The organism is Halorientalis brevis, assembly GCF_023077655.1.
Map to the genome: position 1 here is coordinate 1 of NZ_JALLGV010000001.1, position 19145 is coordinate 19145.

Annotated in this window: 19 protein-coding genes and 1 pseudogene; 8 read left to right on the forward strand and 12 right to left on the reverse strand. The window is 64.5% G+C overall.

The features are described 5' to 3' along the window. Positions 1-521: 521 nt before the first annotated feature. The 3 genes from MU553_RS00005 to MU553_RS00015 all read right to left on the reverse strand — a co-directional run bounded on the left by MU553_RS00005 (position 522) and on the right by MU553_RS00015 (position 2257). Positions 522-1346: a hypothetical protein gene (locus MU553_RS00005; protein ID WP_247372310.1), complete on the reverse strand. Its 825-nt coding sequence runs from the start codon at positions 1344-1346 to the stop codon at positions 522-524. Positions 1347-1402: 56 nt separating this feature from the next. Further along, on the reverse strand, positions 1403-1573 hold the full coding sequence (locus tag MU553_RS00010; RefSeq protein ID WP_247372313.1) for a hypothetical protein: 171 nt from the start codon (positions 1571-1573) through the stop codon (positions 1403-1405). 189 nt (positions 1574-1762) lie between these two features. After that, on the reverse strand, positions 1763-2257 hold the full coding sequence (locus MU553_RS00015; protein ID WP_247372329.1) for a metal-dependent hydrolase: 495 nt from the start codon (positions 2255-2257) through the stop codon (positions 1763-1765). Between the two features lie 58 nt (positions 2258-2315). Between MU553_RS00015 and MU553_RS23705 the strand changes: the two genes are divergently transcribed. The 4 genes from MU553_RS23705 to MU553_RS00035 all read left to right on the forward strand — a co-directional run bounded on the left by MU553_RS23705 (position 2316) and on the right by MU553_RS00035 (position 4108). Then, complete coding sequence (locus tag MU553_RS23705; RefSeq protein ID WP_247372344.1) at positions 2316-2516, forward strand: hypothetical protein; 201 nt, start codon at positions 2316-2318, stop codon at positions 2514-2516. A gap of 63 nt (positions 2517-2579) precedes the next feature. Beyond that, complete coding sequence (locus MU553_RS00025) at positions 2580-3176, forward strand: winged helix-turn-helix transcriptional regulator (protein WP_247372358.1); 597 nt, start codon at positions 2580-2582, stop codon at positions 3174-3176. Between the two features lie 70 nt (positions 3177-3246). Beyond that, on the forward strand, positions 3247-3534 hold the full coding sequence (locus tag MU553_RS00030; RefSeq protein WP_247372380.1) for a DUF211 domain-containing protein: 288 nt from the start codon (positions 3247-3249) through the stop codon (positions 3532-3534). 1 nt (position 3535) lies between these two features. Next, entirely contained in the window at positions 3536-4108 is a 573-nt protein-coding gene (locus MU553_RS00035; RefSeq protein WP_247372401.1) for a VIT1/CCC1 transporter family protein, read from the forward strand. Here MU553_RS00035 and MU553_RS00040 read toward each other — a convergent pair. After that, the gene (locus tag MU553_RS00040) at positions 4086-6776 is read right to left on the reverse strand and encodes a cation-translocating P-type ATPase (RefSeq protein ID WP_247372404.1); all 2691 of its coding nucleotides are present in this window, start codon (positions 6774-6776) and stop codon (positions 4086-4088) included. The two genes, MU553_RS00035 and MU553_RS00040, sit on opposite strands and share 23 nt — an antisense overlap. 194 nt (positions 6777-6970) lie before the next feature. Between MU553_RS00040 and MU553_RS00045 the strand changes: the two genes are divergently transcribed. Next, entirely contained in the window at positions 6971-9568 is a 2598-nt protein-coding gene (locus MU553_RS00045; RefSeq protein WP_247372426.1) for a heavy metal translocating P-type ATPase, read from the forward strand. Positions 9569-9650: 82 nt separating this feature from the next. Here MU553_RS00045 and MU553_RS00050 read toward each other — a convergent pair whose 3' ends face one another. The 7 genes and pseudogenes from MU553_RS00050 to MU553_RS00080 form a co-directional block, all read right to left on the reverse strand. Then, positions 9651-11129, reverse strand: a complete 1479-nt coding sequence (locus tag MU553_RS00050) for an AMP phosphorylase (protein ID WP_247372450.1) — start codon at positions 11127-11129, stop codon at positions 9651-9653. A gap of 99 nt (positions 11130-11228) precedes the next feature. Continuing rightward, entirely contained in the window at positions 11229-11984 is a 756-nt protein-coding gene (locus MU553_RS00055; RefSeq protein WP_247372453.1) for a DUF2270 domain-containing protein, read from the reverse strand. Positions 11985-12190: 206 nt separating this feature from the next. Further along, positions 12191-13384, reverse strand: coding sequence for an MBL fold metallo-hydrolase (locus MU553_RS00060; protein ID WP_247372456.1), 1194 nt, complete (start codon positions 13382-13384; stop codon positions 12191-12193). 126 nt (positions 13385-13510) lie between these two features. Continuing rightward, entirely contained in the window at positions 13511-14551 is a 1041-nt protein-coding gene (locus MU553_RS00065; protein WP_345893335.1) for a sulfite exporter TauE/SafE family protein, read from the reverse strand. A 65-nt stretch (positions 14552-14616) separates the two neighbouring features. After that, a pseudogene (locus MU553_RS00070) lies at positions 14617-14760 on the reverse strand (DUF7512 family protein); the annotation flags it as partial. A gap of 236 nt (positions 14761-14996) precedes the next feature. Beyond that, positions 14997-15455, reverse strand: coding sequence for a YeeE/YedE family protein (locus tag MU553_RS00075; RefSeq protein ID WP_247372462.1), 459 nt, complete (start codon positions 15453-15455; stop codon positions 14997-14999). Continuing rightward, the gene (locus tag MU553_RS00080) at positions 15452-15925 is read right to left on the reverse strand and encodes a YeeE/YedE family protein (RefSeq protein WP_247372483.1); all 474 of its coding nucleotides are present in this window, start codon (positions 15923-15925) and stop codon (positions 15452-15454) included. The genes MU553_RS00075 and MU553_RS00080 overlap by 4 nt, the downstream gene beginning before the upstream one ends. A 247-nt stretch (positions 15926-16172) precedes the next feature. Here MU553_RS00080 and MU553_RS00085 point away from each other — a divergent pair, with 247 nt between their 5' ends. The 3 genes from MU553_RS00085 (at position 16173) to MU553_RS00095 (ending at position 17522) form a co-directional block, all read left to right on the forward strand. Further along, positions 16173-16430, forward strand: a complete 258-nt coding sequence (locus MU553_RS00085) for a sulfurtransferase TusA family protein (RefSeq protein WP_247372486.1) — start codon at positions 16173-16175, stop codon at positions 16428-16430. Then, positions 16427-17026 carry a DsrE/DsrF/DrsH-like family protein gene (locus MU553_RS00090; RefSeq protein WP_247372489.1) on the forward strand — a complete coding sequence of 200 codons (600 nt, stop codon included), beginning with the start codon at positions 16427-16429 and terminating at the stop codon, positions 17024-17026. The genes MU553_RS00085 and MU553_RS00090 overlap by 4 nt, the downstream gene beginning before the upstream one ends. 91 nt (positions 17027-17117) lie before the next feature. Then, the gene (locus tag MU553_RS00095) at positions 17118-17522 is read left to right on the forward strand and encodes a helix-turn-helix domain-containing protein (RefSeq protein ID WP_247372514.1); all 405 of its coding nucleotides are present in this window, start codon (positions 17118-17120) and stop codon (positions 17520-17522) included. Here the strand turns inward: MU553_RS00095 and MU553_RS00100 are convergent. Then, positions 17519-19045, reverse strand: a complete 1527-nt coding sequence (locus tag MU553_RS00100) for a cryptochrome/photolyase family protein (protein ID WP_247372518.1) — start codon at positions 19043-19045, stop codon at positions 17519-17521. The two genes, MU553_RS00095 and MU553_RS00100, sit on opposite strands and share 4 nt — an antisense overlap. Positions 19046-19145: the final 100 nt, after the last annotated feature.

Sequence of the window (19145 nt, forward strand, 5' to 3'; positions counted from 1 at the left end):
CCTGTGGAGACTGCGCTCCCTGCGGAAACTGCGGTTGTTCCTGCAAAGCGCGTCGTGGAAACAGGAAGCCCTACCCTCAAGGAGCGAACGGCGTCAGCCGTGAGCGAGTAGGGTAGGGTAGTTCACTTCGGCTACCTGCGTTCCGATTTCCTCGGTGAGCGTGGAAACTGGTCCCAAGTGACGGCAGTCGTGACTATCGGACGTGAGCGCATGAAAAGTCGACTTTCGGCGAGCGAACTCGCCGATGTCCCGGCAAATGCATGCATAGGCTGGCCAGCCGTGACCGGGAGCGTCGCGTAGTCGTGTGGCGATGCCAATTCCCGAGTGATTGGCGACGGTCGTTCCCGCCGAGAACCCCGCTGAACCGGGGCTCGACTACCATGTTATAGCGTACCATACTAAACCTTTTCGGCCGTCAAACGATATCACCCCACACGTTGGTCGAACTAGGACGCAATTCACCAGAAGTGGCGGGGTTGTCGGACGTGACTGCCGTTCGTCGACGGTCATCGGGTCGGTTCTCAGCGGTGGAGCAACCGATACGTCAACCCTGAGCCGGCGAGGCCGTAGCCCATGCCAGCGGCGTGGGCGAAGACGTTCGTGACCGACCCGTCGCCGACTGGTTCGGCCGGGAAGAGAACGACGACGAACAGCGTCAGCAACCAGACCACCACCCCGACGGTGAGAACGTCGTCGGCCGCCCGGCGCAGGCCATCGCGGATGTCAGTCGTGCCGTGTTCGTCGATCAACCCCCAGCCACAGAAAGCCCAGCCGAGCCCGGCGACTGCGAGCGCCACCCCCAGCGTGTCACCGCCGTAGATGAGAAACAGTTCGAGCAGCAGCCACAACCATACCGCCAGGCCGAGGTACTGCGCCGTCAGCCACCCGTACTCCGTTCGAACGACGACCAGCACGGCGATGAGGACGAACCCTGTGAAGGCGGCCCCGACGCCGGAAAACCCTCGCGTGATCGGATCGATCGCCGGGTAGAGCCACCCCAGGATGGCGTAACTGGTCAGACTGACCGTGGCCGGGAGCACCACCAGGAAACTCGCAAAGGTCAGGTGGAACCAACGGCGCTCTCGCGCCTTCAGACAGAGGCCGTAGGCCACGACCGTCGACGCGACGTACCCCGCGAGGTTCCCGAAGAGGTGGGCGTCGTCGACGTGTACGAACGGGCTCGTCACCACTGTCACCGGGTCGAGCGAATCGTGGTTGAACGCGAATCGCGCTCGTCCACCGGGCGGGACGGCGACGTGAATCACGACGAGTACGACGGCGACGAGACTGATGAGTGCCAGGTCGCGGCTCACGGCTCGCGGCGAGTACCCGTAGATGTCGTCCATTGCTCTCTCCGATGACCGTCACTCGACTGTGTCGTGCCCGGTTTTCGAGTTCCTGATCACGATTCGCATTCCGCCTCCACGGCGTGGTGTGGACCCACGGGCCCGTGTTCGGGACAGGTCCCAGCGATCGGCGTGGCGTTCAGACAGCAGTTGCGGCTGTCGGTCACGAGCAGTCCGCGCGTGAGCTGTGCCCCGCACAGCCGACACCGGAGCGTCTCGCGTTCCATGTCTGAGAGTCCGGGCCCTGACCAGTAATTCCCTCCGGTCGATTCCGGATCAGCCGACTCGACGCCGTCGGAAACGCAGCGAAAACGAGGGGGACGGGAAGGGTGGGTGGGAAAGAGGTTCTGGGGGAGTCCGGGCTCGTGATCACGAGCCAGCAAGTGGTCGGGTGTACACGCACTAATTCTCGGGGGCTATAGAATTAGGGGCCTCGCGACGACCACCAGTCCCGCAGTGACGAACACGCCCAGTCCCAGGAGTCCGTAGTTCGCGATCACGTTGTCGGCGCGGGTCAGCCCGAGCGTGAACCGGCGATTCCAGACCGGCCAGAACGGAGCGATGCCCATCGGGGTGATGACGTCGCCGAGTAAGTGCGCGAAGACGGAGAGGGTCCCGATGGCGAACCCGAAGACGGCGAGTTCACTCGTCGACGCTGCCGCGGGTTGGCCGCCGACCGCCCAGCCGAGCGTACTCAGTGCGGCGCCGACGAGCAGGGCGAAGCCGACGGTGTGGGTCGGGCCACGGTGTGAGACAAAGGGGAGGCGATGATCAGTGTCCGGGAGCGTCGCCAACGAGAGCATGCAGAACTCGCCGAGGATCGCGAGGTCCGCCCGACCGGCGACGACCAGCGCGACTCCGACGGGCGCGTACACGAGCAGCGACACACCGAGATGGCCAGCGCGATACACACGCCGCGATTGGTCCCACTCCGGAATGAAGGTTCGGAGACCGACGTCAGTCCCGCAAGTGGCGTCGGACTGGATCGCCAGAGCCACGCTGCTCCGGAACGCGTGTCCAGACGTGACCACTGTTGGACTGCTGCTCGCCGAACTGTTCCAGCGGGTCGGGCCGTTTCTCATCCCGGTCGTCGTGTTCGCCGCCGGCGTCCTGGGGTACGGGCTCCTGTGGCTCTACTACAACCGGATCGCAAGCGAGGACCGAGAGTGAGAGCCGGAATTGGGGATGGCCACAAGTGCTTTGCCAGCCCCGCTGGTATACCTGGCCAGACAAATGCGGGGGATCGACGACACTGACCGGCAGATACTGCGGTTATTGCTCGAAGACGGGAGACGGCCGTACAGCGACATCGCCGAACGCGTGGACCTCTCACCGCCGGCCGTCTCCGACCGCGTCGATCGGCTCCAGGAACTGGGCCTCATCCGCGGGTTCACTGTCGACGTCGATCGGTCGATGCTCCGCGAAGGGGTTCCCGTCCTCGTGGACGTTCAGGTCGAGCCGGGGAACGCCGCCGCCGTTCGGTCGTCGCTGTCGACCGCTGAGACGGTCGAACACGTGTTCACGACCGCCGACGAGCACGTCGTGTTCACCGCGACGGCCCCAGAGGCGGACGTGCAGTCGCTCCTCGACGACGCCGTCGAGATGGCCGTCATAGAGGAGTACACCGTCGACCTCCTGGCAGACACGTCCTGGAATCCGTCCCTGGGGAACGCGGAACTCGCCCCGTCCTGTGCGGAGTGTGGCAACACAGTCACCGCGGAAGGGGAATCGACGAAACTCGACGGGACGCTCTATCAGTTCTGTTGCTCGTCCTGTCAGTCGCGGTTCGTCGAACAGTACGAACAGCTCCGTGAAGGGGTCGACTCCTGACGGCACGTCTGGGCTGAGACCGTTTTCCGGAACCCACCGACCTTTTCTCCGCCAGCGGTAACACCAGTGTATGGCCCACATCCGACGGCTCGTCCTCGACGTGTTGAAACCACACGAACCGGCGATTCCAGCGCTTGCGGACGGCGTCGCCGACGCTGAGGGCGTCGAAGGCGTGAACGTGACGCTCGTCGAGATCGACCGCGAAGTCGAGAACGTGAAAGTGACTGTGGAGGGAGCGGGGATCGACTACGACGCCGTCACGTCCACGGTCGACGAGTTCGGAGCGAGCGTCCACTCCATCGACGAGTTCGCCTGCGGGGACGTGCTCGTCGAAGCGGGCGAGACGCCGCAGGACTGAGATGGTGGGAACGCGACTCCGCGAACGAGTCGGCTCGCTGTTCGACGCCATCTCGCGTCGGTACTTCGTCTCGAACGGGTTCGACGGGACGCTGACGAGCACCGGCGTCGCCGTCGGCTCGTACCTCTCGGGCGTCCCGGACGGTGCGACCGTGGTCGCGGTGGGCGTCGGCGCAGCCGTCGGTCTGAGTACCTCGGGCGTCTGGAGCGTCTGGGAGATCGAGCGAGCGGAAATGCGAATCGAGCGCCAGGAAGTCGAGCGCGCGATGCTGACCGATCTCACCGAGACGCGGCTCGCGGACCAGAACAAGCGCGACAGAGTGAAACACGCCACGATGAGTGGCATCGGTCCGCTCCTGGGCATTCTCATTCCCATCAGCGCGTACGCCTTCGCACCGGCAGTCATCACGATGTTGCAAGCGACGGCGCTGGCGGTCCTGCTCGGCGTCCTGCTGCTGTTCTTTTTCGGCGCCTACATGGGCAGCATCTCCGGCCAGTCCTGGGTCGTCGCCGGAATCCGGATGGGGCTCGCTGGCGTCGTCGTGACTGTCATCAACGTTCTCCTGCCCGGATAGCGGGGAGCAGTCTGTCGAGTGCCAGGACCAGCAGGTAGTTCAGGACGACGAACGCCGCGAACGCGCCAGCGAGCCAGAGCCACTCATCCAGCGGCAGCGGGACCACGTCGAACAGACCCGCCAGCGGCGTGTAGAGCACCAGGAGTTGCAGGGCGAGCGTGAGCACGACGGCGCCGACGAGCCAGGGGTTCGACCGCAGCGACTTGCCGTAGCGGCGACGAATCAGTTGAATGCGCGCCAACTCGATCAACACGAGGAACGTAAACAGCGTCGTCTGCGCGCGGACGAGCGACCCAGTGGCCGACAGCCGCGCGAAGAAGAGCGACAGACCGACGATCGTCATCACGATCCCGATCCCGAGAACCGACGCGAGCACCCGTTGATCGATGATCGGCTCGCCCCTGCCACGTGGCGGGCGATCCATCACGTTCGGCGCCGTCGGGTCCGCGCCCAGCGCCAGCGCTGGCAGCCCGTCGGTCACGAGGTTCACCCACAGCAGCATCACGGGGGTGAGTACCAGACCGACTGCCTCGCTCCCGGCGAACAGGTCCGGGAACAGCAGGCCGCCGAGCAGCACGCCGAAAAAGACCACCAGCACTTCGCCGGCGTTGGCCGAGAGCAGGTAGTTGACGAAGGTCCGCACGTTGTCGAAGATGCCGCGGCCCGCCTCGACGGCGTCGCGGATGGTGACGAAGTTGTCGTCCTGCAGGATCATGTCCGAGGCCTGTTTCGCCACGTCGGTCCCGCGCTGGCCCATGGCGATCCCCACGTCGGCGCCCTGGAGCGCGGGCGCGTCGTTGACGCCATCGCCGGTCATCGCCACGTCGTGCCCGTTCTCTCTGAGCGCCGAGAGGATGCTGACCTTGTGTCTGGGTTCCGCCCTGGCGAACACCTCCACGTCCTCGACGGTGTCGGTCTGTTCGTCTTCCGAGAGCGATGCGAACTCGTGCCCCGTCATCGCGCCGTCCGGGTCGAAACCGACCTGCTCGCCGATGGCGCTGGCAGTCGCGAGGTTGTCACCGGTCGCCATGATGACCCGGATGCCGGCCCGCCGACAGTCCGCCACGGCGTCGGCGACCTCGCCCCGCGGTGGGTCGATCATCCCCTGGAGGCCCAGGAACACTAGCCCGGACTCGATCTCGTCGTCCGGTGCATCGGTGTCTGCAACCGACTTGCGAGCGAACCCGAGCACGCGCAGCGCGTCGCCGGCGAACTGCTCCGTTTGCTCGAGGATGGCCGCCCGTCGCTCGTCGGTGAGCGGGACGACCTCACCGTCGTCCAGCAGGCGGTCACAGTGTTCGAGCACCTTCCCGGGGGCTCCTTTCATGTATGCAGTGGGCTCGTCCTCGTCGACGACGACTGTCATGCGCCGTCGTTCAGACGAGAAGGGAATCTCACGGAGGCGGTCGGCATCCGCGTCGACGCCGGCTCGTTTGGCCGCCTCGAAGACGGCGATCTCTGTTGGGTCGCCGTGGTAGTCTTCGTCGGCGTCGGCGGGGGCGGGTTCGGTGTTGTTGCACACGGCCCCACACCGGAGCACGGCTTCGAGCGCGCTTCCGGTGGCTTCCTCCTGGAAAGCGCGGCCACCGTCGGTCGCCGCCGTCTCGAAGACGGCGTCGTCAGCGTACGCTCGCGTGACGATCATCCGGTTCTCCGTGAGCGTGCCCGTCTTGTCGGTGAGGATCACGTCAACGGAGCCGAGACTCTCGACGACCGGCAACCGCCGAACCAGCGCGTTCTTGTCCAGCAGCGTCCGCGAGCCCAGCGCGAGCGTGAAGGTGACGACGGCCGGCAGTCCTTCGGGAACCGCTGCGACGGCCAGCGTCACCGCGACGAGCAGTACCGTGATCGGGTCCGTTCCAGTGAGGAGAAACTGGATGAGGGCGACGAGGCCGATGAGCGCGACGACGCCGACCCCGATCTGTTTGCCGAGGCGGTCGATCTCGCTCTGAAAGGTCGTCTCGGTTTCTTCGGTCTCGCCAAGTTGCGTCGCGATTTCGCCGACCTCCGTGTCCATTCCGGTCTCGATCACGACCGCCTGACCGCGACCGCGGACGGCCGTCGTGTTCATGAACACCATGTTCTCGCGCTCTGCGAGCGGCGTGTCCTCGGGAAGCACCTCGGGATCTTTGCCGACGGTGGCACTCTCGCCGGTCAGCGCCGACTCGTTGGTCTCCAGGCCGTTGGCCTCGACGACGCGGGCGTCGGCCGGAATCGCGTCGCCCTGTTCGACGACGATGCGGTCGCCAGGGACGACCTCGCGCGCGTCGACGATTCGCCGCTCTCCGTCTCGAATGACCGTCGCGTCTGGCGAGGCGAGTTCCCTGAGCGCTTCGATGGATCGCTGCGCCCGGTAATCCTGCACGAAGCCGAAGACGCCGTTCGCCAGGAGGATGAGCAGGATGAGTCCGGCGTCGACGTACTCGGGGTCCTGACCCGGCAGGAACCCGACCCCAACGGCCAGCAGTGCGGCGACGACGAGCAGGTAGACGAGCGCGTCCTGGAACTGCGAGACGAACACGGCGAGTGGCGAGACGGTCTCACCGGATTCGATCTCGTTCGGGCCGTACTCGTCGAGCCGTCGCCGGGCTTCTTCGCTCGATAATCCCGCGTCGTCAGTCTCTAACTCCGCCTGAATCTCGTCGACCGACTCAGTGTGCCACCCCATTAACGTTGCTAATCAGGTCCCGTCGCAATAATAATTGATACCGGCAACGGCCGGTCGACGGTTCGATCGGTGACCGGTTTCGAATCAAAACCCACACGCCATTCTCAGTTATGACTTGAAGATTTTTGGGCGTTCTGGGGACGGGAGGCAAGGAGCAAACTGCTTGAGTAGGGGACACGTATGTATACGCAAGAATGTCAGAGAGGCGATCGCGGCTGGAGTTGACGGGCATGAGCTGTGCCAACTGCGCGGGGTCGATCGAAGAGCGCGTCGGCGACCTCGCGGGCGTCTCGGAGGTCACCGCCAACTACGCCACTGACGAGGGGAGCGTGACGTACGATCCAGACGAGGTCTCGCTGGCCGACATCTTCGACGCCGTCGAGGACGCGGGCTACGGCGTCGTCCGCGAGACCGCGACGTTCGGCATCACGGACATGTCCTGTTCGAACTGCGCCGACAGCAGCGAAGAAGCGTTGCTGAACGTACCGGGCGTCGTCGACGCGACGGTGAACTTCGCGACCGACGAGGCCCGGGTCGAGTACAATCCGGCTGACGTCGACAGATCGGACCTCTACGACGCGGTCGAAGACGCCGGCTACTCACCAGTTCGAGCGGACGACGGTGACGGCGACGCGGACAGCGGGGGCGAGTCCGGTCAGTCGCGCCAGGACGTGGCCCGTAACGAAGAGATAACGCGCCAGAAGCGCCTGACGCTGTTCGGTGCGGCCCTTTCCCTGCCGCTGGTCGCGATGATGGCCGTCGAGTTGCTCTCTCCCGGGACCCTTCCCCACGCGATCGGCCCGATCCCGATGGGGTGGGTCGCCTTCCTGCTGGCGACGCCCGTCCAGGTCATTCTGGGGCGGGAGTTCTACGAGAACTCCTACAAATCGCTGGTCAAGAACGGACGCGCCAACATGGACGTCCTCATCGCGATGGGGTCCTCGACGGCGTACCTCTACAGCGTGGCAGCACTCCTGGGCCTCATCGCCACCGAGGGACTGTACTTCGACTCGGCGGCGCTCATCCTCACGTTCATCACGCTGGGGAACTACCTCGAAGCCCGCTCGAAGGGCCAGGCCGGCGAGGCCATCCGGGAACTGCTGGCCATGCAGGCCGAGACGGCCACCGTCATCGAGGACGGGAAAGAGCGCGAGATACCCGTCGAAGAGGTCGACGTCGGCGACCGCATGAAGGTCCGGCCGGGCGAGAAGATCCCGACGGACGGCGTAGTCGTCGACGGCGAGAGTTCCGTCGACGAGTCGATGGTCACCGGGGAGTCCGTCCCCGTGGACAAGGGCGAGGGCGACGAGGTGGTCGGCTCGACCGTCAACCAGAACGGCGTGCTCACCGTCGAGGCGACGAAAGTCGGATCCGAAACCGCGATCCAGCAGATCGTCTCGATGGTCAAGGACGCCCAGAGCCGCCAGCCGGACATCCAGAACGTCGCCGACCGTATCAGCGCGTACTTCGTCCCCGCAGTCATTGCCAACGCCCTGTTCTGGGGCGTGGTCTGGTACCTGTTCCCCGAAGCGCTCGCCGGACTCGTCGGCGCGCTGCCGCTCTGGGGCCTGGTCGTCGGCGGGCCCGCCGCTGCCGGGGGTGCCGTCTCGGCGTTCGAGTTCGCGGTCATCGTCTTCGCGAGCGCAGTGCTGATCGCCTGTCCCTGCGCGCTGGGACTTGCGACCCCCGCCGCGACGATGGTCGGGACCTCCATCGGCGCGCAGAACGGCGTCCTGTTCAAGGGCGGTGATATCCTGGAGCGAGTTCGTGACGTCGAGACAGTGGTCTTCGACAAGACGGGGACGCTCACTGAAGGCGAGATGCAGTTGACCGACGTGGTGGTCGTGGACGGCGCGGCGACCGACGGCGGTAAGCGCCCTGACGGCGGCGTGCTGGCGGCCGAACTCGACGAGGAGTTCGTCCTCGAAGCCGCCGCGAGCGCCGAGCGCGGGAGCGAACACCCGCTCGCCGAAGCCATCGTCGACGGCGCACGCGAGCGCGGACTCGACCCCGAATCCCCCGACGACTTCGAGAACGTCCCCGGGCACGGGGTCCGCGCGACGACGAGCCACGGCGAAGTCCTGGTCGGGAACCGAAAACTGCTGGACGACAACGGCATCGACCCTGCCCCAGCCGCGGACGCGATGAAGCGCCTGGAGTCCGAGGGGAAGACCGCGATGCTCGTTGCCGTCGACGGTCGACTGGTCGGCGTCGTCGCCGACGCGGACACCGTCAAGGAGTCGGCGAAGGCGGCAGTCAGCGCGCTGCACGACCGCGGGCTGACCGTCCACATGATCACGGGCGACAACGAGCGGACGGCCGAGGCAGTGGCCGAGCAGGTCGGCATTCCTCCGGAACACGTCAGCGCCGAGGTGCTGCCCGAGGACAAGGCCGACGCCATCGACGAGATCCAGGCGGACGGAGAACGGGCGATGATGGTCGGCGACGGCGTCAACGACGCGCCTGCGCTGGCGGCTGCGTTCGTCGGCTGTGCCATCGGGAGCGGCACTGACGTGGCGATCGAAGCGGCCGACGTGACCCTGATGCGCTCGGACCCGCAGGACGTGCTGAAAGCGATCCGCATCTCCGACGGCACGCTGACGAAGATCAAGCAGAACCTGTTCTGGGCGCTTGGGTACAACACCGCGATGATTCCGCTGGCGTCGCTGGGCCTGCTCCAGCCCGTGTTAGCTGCCGGCGCGATGGCGTTTTCCAGCGTCTCGGTGCTGGCGAACAGCCTGGCGTTCCGGCGGTACACGCCGGACGAGGATTACAGTCTGTTGTGGCGGTAATCCGAGGAGGCGTGTCCTCGGCTGACTCGGCAGACGGCGGTACACGCCGGACGAGGACTACGAACTGCTGAGCGGCCTGCGCCTAGTACCGCTCGACGAGGGCTTCGTCGGGGCCGCTCACGCGGACGGGCACTTCCTGCCGGGCGAAACGCACCGCCTCGTCGAGCTTCTCCTCCGTCTGGGCGTAGATGGTGAACAGCACGCTGGATTCGTCGACTGCATCGCCGACGCGGACGGCGAGCGTGAGGCCGGCGCCTTTGTCCTTCGGCGCGCCCGCGCGGCGAGCGGTCTCGTTCACCAGCCGGTTGTTGGCGTTACTGACCAGTCCGCTACGCTGGGCTTCGATCGTCGCCGTGTACTCACCGATCGGAAGGTCGTCTTTCGTCACGTCCGGATCGCCGTTCTGTGCCGCGATGATCTCGCGGAACGACTCGAGGGCGCGTCCGTCTTCGAGAATCTCCGCGGCCGTGTCGTCGACGTCACAGGCCGACAGGAGCATGTCGGCTAAGTTGATGCTCTTCAGTCTGAGGTCCTGCGGGCCGTTGCCTTGCAGGACGTCAAGCACGTCGCGGGCTTCGAGTCCGCAGCCGATGCCCCTGCCGATGGGCTGGCTGCCCCGCGTGATGGCACAGTCGACGGTCATGTCCAGCGCCGATCCGACGCGGTCGAAGTCCTCGGCCATCTCGCGGGCGGCGTCGAGGCTGTGAACCTTCGCGCCCTCGCCGTAGGGGATGTCGATGACCACGCGAGAGGAGCCGGCGCTCTTTTTCTTCGAGAGGACCGACGCGATCATCTGTCCTGGTGGGTCGAGCGAGAGCGGCGTCTCGACGCGGATGATCTTGTCGTCGACCGGTGAGAGGTTGACCCCACCGCCCCACACCATACAGCCGTTCGTCTCCGCGATGACGTCTCTGATCTCGTCGATGTCCAGCTCGACGTCACAGAACACTTCCATCGTGTCCGCGGTCCCGGCGGCGGAGGTGACCGCGCGCGAGGAGGTTTTGGGAATCGTCACGCCCGCCGCGGCGGCGATGGGGACGACGATCGGGGTCACGCGATTGCCGGCGACGCCGCCGATCGAGTGCTTGTCGGCGACGAGGCCGCTGTCCCAGGTCATCGTCTCACCGGCAGCGACCATGCTCTCGGTGAGGTGGACGATCTCCGCCCGGGAGAGACCGTTCGTGTAGATGCTCGTCACGAACGCGCTCAGTTCAGCGTCGGTGAGTCGGTCCCACTTGATGTCGGTCACGATGGCGTCGAGTTCGTCGGCTTCGAGTTCGATGTCGTCGAGTTTCTTCCGGATGGACGAGGCCGACGTCGGGTTCGGTGCGATCGTGACGGTCACCTCCCCGTCGATGTGCCCGAGCGGCCGCGTCACCGCGAGTTCGCCCACGTCGACGAGTTCGTCCGTGAGTTCGACGATACCAACGACTGTGCTGCCGTCGTGCTGTATTTCGACGCGATCGAGCGGATGGACGCCTAACTCGGCGGCGTCCGCGGTATTCAGTATCACCGTCGGGGCGCGAGTCCCGATGTCGATCGGCGTCGCGTAGAGGTCCATGTCTCAGGCTGATGGCGAGTCCCCATAAGCATCGGGAGGTGGCGTCGACCTCGTCAACCGCCAGCACCGACTAGCGCTGCTGGATTCGTGGCGGTTCGGTCATATGTCTCGGTCGTCGGATCTGTCTGCCCGGAGGTCCTCTTCGAGGAGTTCACCGCGCGTGTGCCACGTGCGGGGCCGACAGCACAGGTAGAGTGACAGTCCGTAGGTGAGGACGACGATCACCGTGACGACGACGCCCGAGAAGGCGCCGACGGACGCACTCGCGGGCCAGGGTTGATCGGCGAAGGCCGTTACTCGAAGCACCCACGCAGCGTCGAGAACCGTGAACAGCGGGAAGTAGACGCGTCGCAGGCGATGGGCGATCGCCTCTTCGGCCGAGATCTTCAGCTTCGGGTGTTGGTAATCCCGGGCCAGTTCTTTCCGCCAGCTCACGTCGGTCAGTTCGACGTCCGGATCGAGTCCCGGTGCCCAGACGTTCTGCTGGAGGTGTCGGACCCGCGAACGCCAGACGTCGTAGGCCCTGTAGCGACGGGCTTCGATGAACAGGAACATCGTAATCGCCGCCTGGCCGACGAGGATGATGTAATGGGGGTTCGCCTCGCTGGAGAACGCCCAGGTGAGGATCGCGGCCATCAGGAGGACCGCCCAGTTCGTGGTCTTGTCCAGGCGTTCGCGCCAGAGCTTCATCCGGTGGAGTTCGCCACGGTAGAGGTGCGCGAACGCGGAGCTCGGGCCCATGTCAACGTCGAGCAGTCCCTCGCCGATTCGGGAATCAGGACCCTCCGTCTCCGGGCGATCAGCCGACTCGGTCGACGCGCCGTCCGCGTCGTTCACGTCATCTCCCGAGGGCATCTGTTGCTTAGCCCCTGGCTATGGTACATAATAAGCGTTCGACGTTCGGTCCCAGTCCGCTCACGGTCGGGACCGTACTCAGTCATCGGTATCTTGGGGTAATCAGCCACAGCTGATAACAGTTGTGTATGAGGAAAGCAATATTGCGCGGGCGAAACGGAAGAACCGATCAGTGGGACAGGTGAGGATGTGACGTCGTCGTGGCGTTAGTCGCCCGTGAGTGCGTCCTGGCTGGCAGCACAGTTGTTCGGACCCAGTTCGAGCTCGAAGGCTTCTTCGTCGGACGCCTCCTGCTTCCCGAGGTTCGTCGCGATGATGGCCTCGTAGTTAGCCGGGCGCGGGGGCATGTCCGCGAGGACGATGTCGACGAACTCGTCTTCGTCGACCGTGAGTGCGTCCATCTCGTCGACGAGCTGGCCGATCGGGGCCGTGTACGTGCCGTCTGCAGCCGGCTCTGCGGCGTCGCTGAAGTGAGCACCGCCGATGAGCACGTCGTCGTCCAGCGTCAGGACCTTCTCCTGGAGCGATTCGTAGAGCTGGCGGGCTGCGTCGGGGGCGCCTTCGTCGCCCTCTTCGAGGTCCGGACGAGCGACGCTCTCGGTGAACAGGCCGTCGCCAGTGGTGAGAATGCTGTCGCCGATGAGGTAGGAGGTCATCCCACTGGTGTGGCCGGGCGTGTAGACCGTCTCGATATCGATGTCACCGACCTCGAACACGTCGCCATCCGCGGCGTTCTCCAGGTCGTCGATGTACGTGACGCCGCGCTGTTCGGACGCAGCGGGGATGACGCCGGTCACGCCCTCGTCATCGAGCGCGCGCACGCCGCTGATGTGGTCTGCGTGGATGTGGGTGTCGATGGCGTAGACGAGATCAGCGCCGAGTTCCTCGGCGTCTTCCAGATACCGGTCCGTGAACTCGCGGAGCGGGTCGACGATCGCAGCCTCGTCGCCGTCAACAGCGAGGTAGGCCAGACAGCCGCTGGACGGGCGCTGGTACTGGTAGACTGTCCCGGGACCGTCGTACTCGGATACCTCGACGCGCTCGTAGATGCGAGCCCACTCGTTCATGCCGCCGTGGAGGTGGACGACGTCGCGGCCGGCTGCCTTCAGGGAGCCAGCGACGAACTCACTGGCACCACCCTTCGCACAGAGCACGACGAGTGGGTCGCCCTCGGGCACCTGCTCCAACAACTCGTCGTCGACCTCGTCCTCGAGGAAGTGGAAGTACGGCACGTTCGCGATCTCGACGTTGTCACCCTCGATGTGCCACTCGTCGAAATCACCCTGCATCCGGGCGTCGAGAACGGTCACGTCCTCGCCGTCGTCGATACGGCGCTTGAGTTCGCGAGGTTCCATCTCGTCAACTTCAGCATCAGGCGTGGGGAGATCGTCTGGATCCATGTTACACTCCTTCTTTGGAATCGGGACACCTTATATCTTGTGTGTCCTGTGCAATACTCTAAACCCAATTGGGCTCGGACACGAGAGACTTCTGGGAGAAGTAGTCGAAAGCGGTCGAAACGGGTGTTAGAGTTCTGGGGCAACGGTACCGCGCGGATCGTCTTTGCGCAATTCTCGCACTGCACTGTAGGAGACGGCACCGCTGACCAGCAGCGCGGCACCGAGGATGATGGCCAGGCTCACGCTGTCGAGCACTGGCATCTCCAGGACGCCGCCGATCTGTCGCACGGCGACCGCGATCGCCCCGAGCAACAGCATGACGCCGAAGTACACCTTGATGTCCTCCTCGTCGACGAGACTGGTAGCCGCTGCACCGAGCCGTGCGCCGAGCGCGCTCCCCGCCAACAGCGGAACGACGATGCTCAGGTCGACGGCTCCCGATTGGGCGTAGAGGAAGCTCCCGATCCCGCCCGAGAAGACGATCTCGAAGAGGTCGGTTCCCACCGCGACCGGCACCGGCACGCCGATCAGGTAGAACAGCGCGGGCATGCGGATGAACCCGCCGCCGACGCCGAGGAACCCGGACAGCAGACCGGTCGCGAACGCGACGGCCAACACCATCCACAGCGAGACGGTGAAACCGCCCCGGATGGAAATCATGGGCGGGACGCGGTAGGACTGTATCTTCTGGGCGATGTCGGGAATGTCGGCGTCTTCGAGGTCGGCGTCCTCGTCGACGTCGTGTTCGAGCCCGCCACCGCTGCTAGATTTCAGTGCTTCGCGCGTGACGAACACGCCGATGCCACCGAGCAACAGTACGTACGCGACGCTGACGACCGAATCAGCTAATCCGATGTGCTGGAGGTACTCCAGACCGAGTTTCCCGACTTCGATCCCCGCAGTCGTCCCGGCGATCATCAGGACACCCAGCTTGTAGTCGACCTGCCCGAGGTCGCGGTGCTTGAGCGTCGCGATAACTGAGGTCCCGAACACGAAGGCGAGCCCGGACCCGACCGCGACGTTCGCTTCGTACCCCATGACGAGTAGCGCCGGGGTCACGAGGAACGACCCGCCCATCCCGAAGAAGCCGAACAGGATGCCGATGAGGAGGCCGAATCCGGCGAAGGTTCCGAGCAGCACGACGCTCACCCCGAGGATTTCCATCATCTGTCAGCACCCCCGTTCTCCGAGACGGAACACCGCCTGAGCAGCACGTCCACGAACGCACAGTGCCCCTCCAGAACTCGCTTGAACGACGGGCCGAGTATCTTTTCGAGACCGCCGTAGCCGAGATACAGCACGATCGCCTCGAAGAGGACGATACCGACGAGGACGGCCGCTTGCGTGTTGCCACCGAGCGTTTCAATTCCGAACATGCGTACTCACCTGCGTCACCAGTCTTGTGTGGATTTGGATGTTCTGCACACGTATGACTAATCGAAGTAGGTAGATAACGGTTTTGGGCTGAGGGTACAATACTATATCCCAGTAACGAACCCATACCGATGTGTAAGTTACGGGTGGCTACGGGCGGGGAGAGTAGGACGAAGAACGGCGCGTGCGCTCGTCACGCGCGGTACTGACCCGGAGAAATCGATCAGTAGAAACGCGATTAGTCGGCTGCGGTCGGGTTGGAACTCGTCTCGGCCATGCGAGCGCGCACGCGTCCCTGGACGTACGCGCCGAGGAACATCCCGCCGATGGCCCAGAGGATCGGGAAGTTACCGATGCCGACACTGGCGTACGCTGCGCCGGGACAGATGCCAGAGATCCCCCAGCCGGCACCGAAGATGACGCCGCCTGCGACGACGTTCCGATCGAACGACTTCAGACGGCGGACGTACTCGTCACCGGTCAGCGGTGCGCGACCGTGCAGTCGCGAGGCAGTCATGATGGCCAGTCCGGAGACGACTGACGCACCGCCCATCACGAACAGCAGTCCGAGATCCTCGAACTGGAGGAAGTTCAGCACGACCTCCGGGCGCGCCATGTGGCTGTATGCGAGGCCGAATCCGAAGATCAGGCCGCCAACGAGGATCGTCAGGTAGAAACTAGGTTTGTGTCGCGTCATGGCGACACCCCCAGTGCCTGGATGAGTTGGGCGGTGCCGATGGCGACGGCCATGAACGTCGCGACGTTCACGAGCGAGGTCGAGGACATCGAGCCGACGCCACAGACGCCGTGTCCGGAGGTACATCCCTTCCCCAGGCGCGTCCCGACGCCGACGAGGAAGCCGCCACCGAGAAGTCGCCACCACTGCACGTCGGTCGTCCACGGCTCACCTTGCCAGAAGACGGCGTACACTGCCGCACCGAGCGCGATACTGACCGTGAACAGAACGCGCCAGTCCCGGGACAGCAGGTACGGCCCGCGGTTGAATCGCGGGACGTCCGAAACGTACGAGAGGGTAGACTCCAGGAACGTACTGGCGCCGGCGATAATGCCCGTCGCGAGATAGATGAACGCCACGCCACCGCCGATCAATGCACCGCCAATCGCATACCGTGCGATACCGTGCGGGAACAGTTCCGCACCGATCATCGGGGATCTACCCCTCCCGGCCGGACTGCCACTGCAGTTCGATGTCCATTCATGCGTCACCAGTCTGTACTGGCTGCGTATGCAAAAGGATTTGCATAGAAGTTCGCCATTCATACAATACCAAATCCCAGTAATGCGGCCCTGAGGGAGCTGAATTTCACCATTCTGATCTCGCCCGGTCGCAGTAGTGCCCACAACCGACACAATTATCAATACCCACTATAGTATTGTACGATGCAGACAAACAATGAGTCTCGAAACAGATGTCACCGAAACGCTCGACGTGAAGGGAGCTTCCTGTCCGATGCCGGTCGTCAAAACCAAGCAAGCAGTGGACGATCTATCCGCAGGCGACGTACTGGAGGTGGTCGCTACTGACTCCGGGAGCATGAGCGACCTCGACGGCTGGGCGTCCGGGACGGACGGCGTGTCGCTGATCGAACAGGAGGAACGTTCCGAGGGCGGTGAGGGCCTTTACGTTCACTACGTCCAGGTGGAAGAATGAGCACTGACGCGGACGAGTCACAGGGGAGCGACGGGCCCGATCCCGGCGACGGCGTCGCGGACGTCGAGGAACTCCAGGCTCGCATCGAAGAGCTGGAGGACAAACTGGCGGCCGTCGAAGCCGACACCGACGACGACCAGAAGTCGATGGTCATCATTGCCACGAAGGGGACCCTCGACATGGCGTATCCGCCGTTGATCCTCGCGTCGACGGCAGCTGCATTCGGCTGGGACGTTACCGTCTTCCACACGTTCTGGGGCCTGGACATCCTCCACGAGGAGCGCTCGAAAGATCTCCAACTCAGCGCCGTCGGAAACCCCAACATGCCGGTTCCGAACGCGGTCGCCTCGCTGCCCGGGATGGACCGCGTGACGACGAAGATGATGCGCAAGAAGATCAGCGACAACGAGACGGCGAGCATCGAGGAGTTGCTGGACACCTGTTTCGCCATGGACGTCGAGATGCAGGCCTGCCAGATGACCATCGAACTGATGGACTACGACGAAGACGACTTCTACGACGGCGTCACGACGGGCGTCGGTGCCGCCTCGGCACTCGAAGAGATGGCCGACGCCGACATCCAGCTTCTCGTCTGAGCCTTTCCGCGACACCCCACGCCCCAGTTTCGCGATAGTGTTGCACGGTTTTTACATAACCCTTTTAGTGACACGCTGATTATATGCAAGTATGCCAGACTCGATGGCCGAGATGCTGAGACAGGACATGCAGTGTGAAGGCCTCTTAGAGTGTCTTCACGGCCTGAAGGACCTCGACAGAGAATGCTTCGAGACGGTCGCTAACAGCGACGAGGCGCTGACTGTCGACGAGATCGCCGACCGCGTCGAGCGCGAGCGATCCACGGCGTATCGGTCGATCCAGCGACTCCTCCAGACGGGCCTCATCGGAAAAGAGCAGATCAACTACGATCAGGGCGGGTACTACCACGTGTACTATCCGACGGACCCGGACGAAGTCGCCGACGACATGCAGAGGCTCCTCAACGACTGGTACGCCCAGATCGGGACGCTGATCCAGGAGTTCCGGAGCAAGTACGCCGACGAGGTCGAACCCCCATCGGCCGTCGAGAACTAGAGCCGGCCCGACTCGGCCCGATTCCGAATTCCGGCTGCCCGCTCACTGATCGCCGTTCGCTCGCCCTCGTCCTTGTTGTCGAGTTGATGGTACATCAGTCCCATCCGGTGGTTCGCTCGGAGCTGGGCCTCGTTACGGTCGAGGAAGTCCCAGTACAGCGCGTTGAACGGACACGCGTTCTCGCCCGTTGTTTTCGTCTTCGCGTACGGACATCCCGAACAGTAGTCGCTCATCTTGTCGACGTAGTTCGCAGAGGACGCGTAGGGTTTCGTCGCGAACGCGCCAGCGCCGAACAGTCCCATCTCGACGACGTTTGGCGTGGTCACCCAGTGGTAGGCGTCGACGTACGCCGCGTGGAACCAGCGGTTGAGCTGTGCGGGTTCCACCCCATAGATGAGCGCGAAGTTCGCGAGTATCATCAGGCGCTCGATGTGATGGGAGTACCCCCGGGCACGGACGCCGTCGATCACGTCCGAGAGGCACGCCATATCGGTTTCGCCGGTCCAGTAGAACGTAGGCAGCGGTTCGGACTCGTCGAGTTGGTTGGCCCGTGCCAACTCGGGCATCGTTCGGCGATAGACGTGACGCACGAACTCGCGCCAGCCGATGACTTGCCTGACGAACCCCTCGACGCTGTTGAGCGGAACCGATCGGTCGTGATACGCCGCGAGCACGCGCTCGACGACCTCGGCCGGCGTGAGGAGGCCGAGGTTGAGCGCCGCGGACAGGAGGCTGTGGTTCATCGCCCACTCGTCTTCGACCATCGCGTCCTGATAGGGGCCGAACGTTGGGAGGCGCGTGGCGACGAACGCATCGAGCGCTTCGAGCGCCTGGTCGCGAGTCACCGGCCACCTGAACGGCTCGGGGTCCGCCCAGTCACCGCCGTACGGCTGCTCGTCGTAGCCGCCCGCGAACTCGTCGGCGACCCACTCGCCGACGGCTCTGGTCGTCTCGTCGGGTTCGAAAGTCGGTGGCGCGGGCGGTTCGTAGTCCGCAGACGGCGTCTCTCGGTTCTGCTCGTCGCAGTTCCACTCGCCACCGACGGGTTCACCGTCGTCCACGAGATAGTCTGTCTCCCGACGCATGAACCGATAGAACGACTCGTGTCGGAGCCGCTCCGCGTCGCCCGCCCACTCGTCGAAGGTCGCCGGCGAGCAGAGGAACGTCTCGTTCTCCACGACCCGGAGTGAGCCACCGGCCTCGGTCGCGAGCGTACGCAGCCGATCGCCACCGCCGTGACTCGCCGGTCGCATCACGACCAGTTCGTCGTCCGGGCGGTCGTCGAAGTGGCTCTCGAAGGCGTCTCCGAAGGTCTCCGCCTGACGATAGGAGACCTCGTAGCCGTCGGCTACGAGCGCGTCGCGGAAGTGCCGCATCGCGCTGAACACGAGCGTGAGTTTGTGGGGATGGTACGGGTGCCGGCGCGCGAACTCCCGCGCTTCGATCATGAGCACGCGCCCGTCGTGGTTGGCCAGCGGGCCGACCTGGCGCGTGAGTTGAGTGCCCAATGCGAGGACAGTCACGACGCCATCACCGAGGGATCATGTGAAACCTGCATGGATCGACCTACGCACGGAACCACCAAATACGCTGGTCGAACGAGAGTCAGGTATTTTATATTTG

Excerpts from the sequence above, each read along its gene's own strand:
- MU553_RS00005 (WP_247372310.1), bottom strand. The coding sequence starts at position 1,346 with ATGGACGACATCTACGGGTACTCGCCGCGAGCCGTGAGCCGCGACCTG.
- MU553_RS00010 (WP_247372313.1), bottom strand. The coding sequence starts at position 1,573 with ATGGAACGCGAGACGCTCCGGTGTCGGCTGTGCGGGGCACAGCTCACG.
- MU553_RS00025 (WP_247372358.1), top strand. The coding sequence starts at position 2,580 with ATGCGGGGGATCGACGACACTGACCGGCAGATACTGCGGTTATTGCTC.
- MU553_RS00030 (WP_247372380.1), top strand. The coding sequence starts at position 3,247 with ATGGCCCACATCCGACGGCTCGTCCTCGACGTGTTGAAACCACACGAA.
- MU553_RS00035 (WP_247372401.1), top strand. The coding sequence starts at position 3,536 with ATGGTGGGAACGCGACTCCGCGAACGAGTCGGCTCGCTGTTCGACGCC.
- MU553_RS00040 (WP_247372404.1), bottom strand. The coding sequence starts at position 6,776 with ATGGGGTGGCACACTGAGTCGGTCGACGAGATTCAGGCGGAGTTAGAG.
- MU553_RS00045 (WP_247372426.1), top strand. The coding sequence starts at position 6,971 with ATGTCAGAGAGGCGATCGCGGCTGGAGTTGACGGGCATGAGCTGTGCC.
- MU553_RS00050 (WP_247372450.1), bottom strand. The coding sequence starts at position 11,129 with ATGGACCTCTACGCGACGCCGATCGACATCGGGACTCGCGCCCCGACG.
- MU553_RS00055 (WP_247372453.1), bottom strand. The coding sequence starts at position 11,984 with ATGCCCTCGGGAGATGACGTGAACGACGCGGACGGCGCGTCGACCGAG.
- MU553_RS00060 (WP_247372456.1), bottom strand. The coding sequence starts at position 13,384 with ATGGATCCAGACGATCTCCCCACGCCTGATGCTGAAGTTGACGAGATG.
- MU553_RS00065 (WP_345893335.1), bottom strand. The coding sequence starts at position 14,551 with ATGATGGAAATCCTCGGGGTGAGCGTCGTGCTGCTCGGAACCTTCGCC.
- MU553_RS00075 (WP_247372462.1), bottom strand. The coding sequence starts at position 15,455 with ATGACGCGACACAAACCTAGTTTCTACCTGACGATCCTCGTTGGCGGC.
- MU553_RS00080 (WP_247372483.1), bottom strand. The coding sequence starts at position 15,925 with ATGATCGGTGCGGAACTGTTCCCGCACGGTATCGCACGGTATGCGATT.
- MU553_RS00085 (WP_247372486.1), top strand. The coding sequence starts at position 16,173 with ATGAGTCTCGAAACAGATGTCACCGAAACGCTCGACGTGAAGGGAGCT.
- MU553_RS00090 (WP_247372489.1), top strand. The coding sequence starts at position 16,427 with ATGAGCACTGACGCGGACGAGTCACAGGGGAGCGACGGGCCCGATCCC.
- MU553_RS00095 (WP_247372514.1), top strand. The coding sequence starts at position 17,118 with ATGCCAGACTCGATGGCCGAGATGCTGAGACAGGACATGCAGTGTGAA.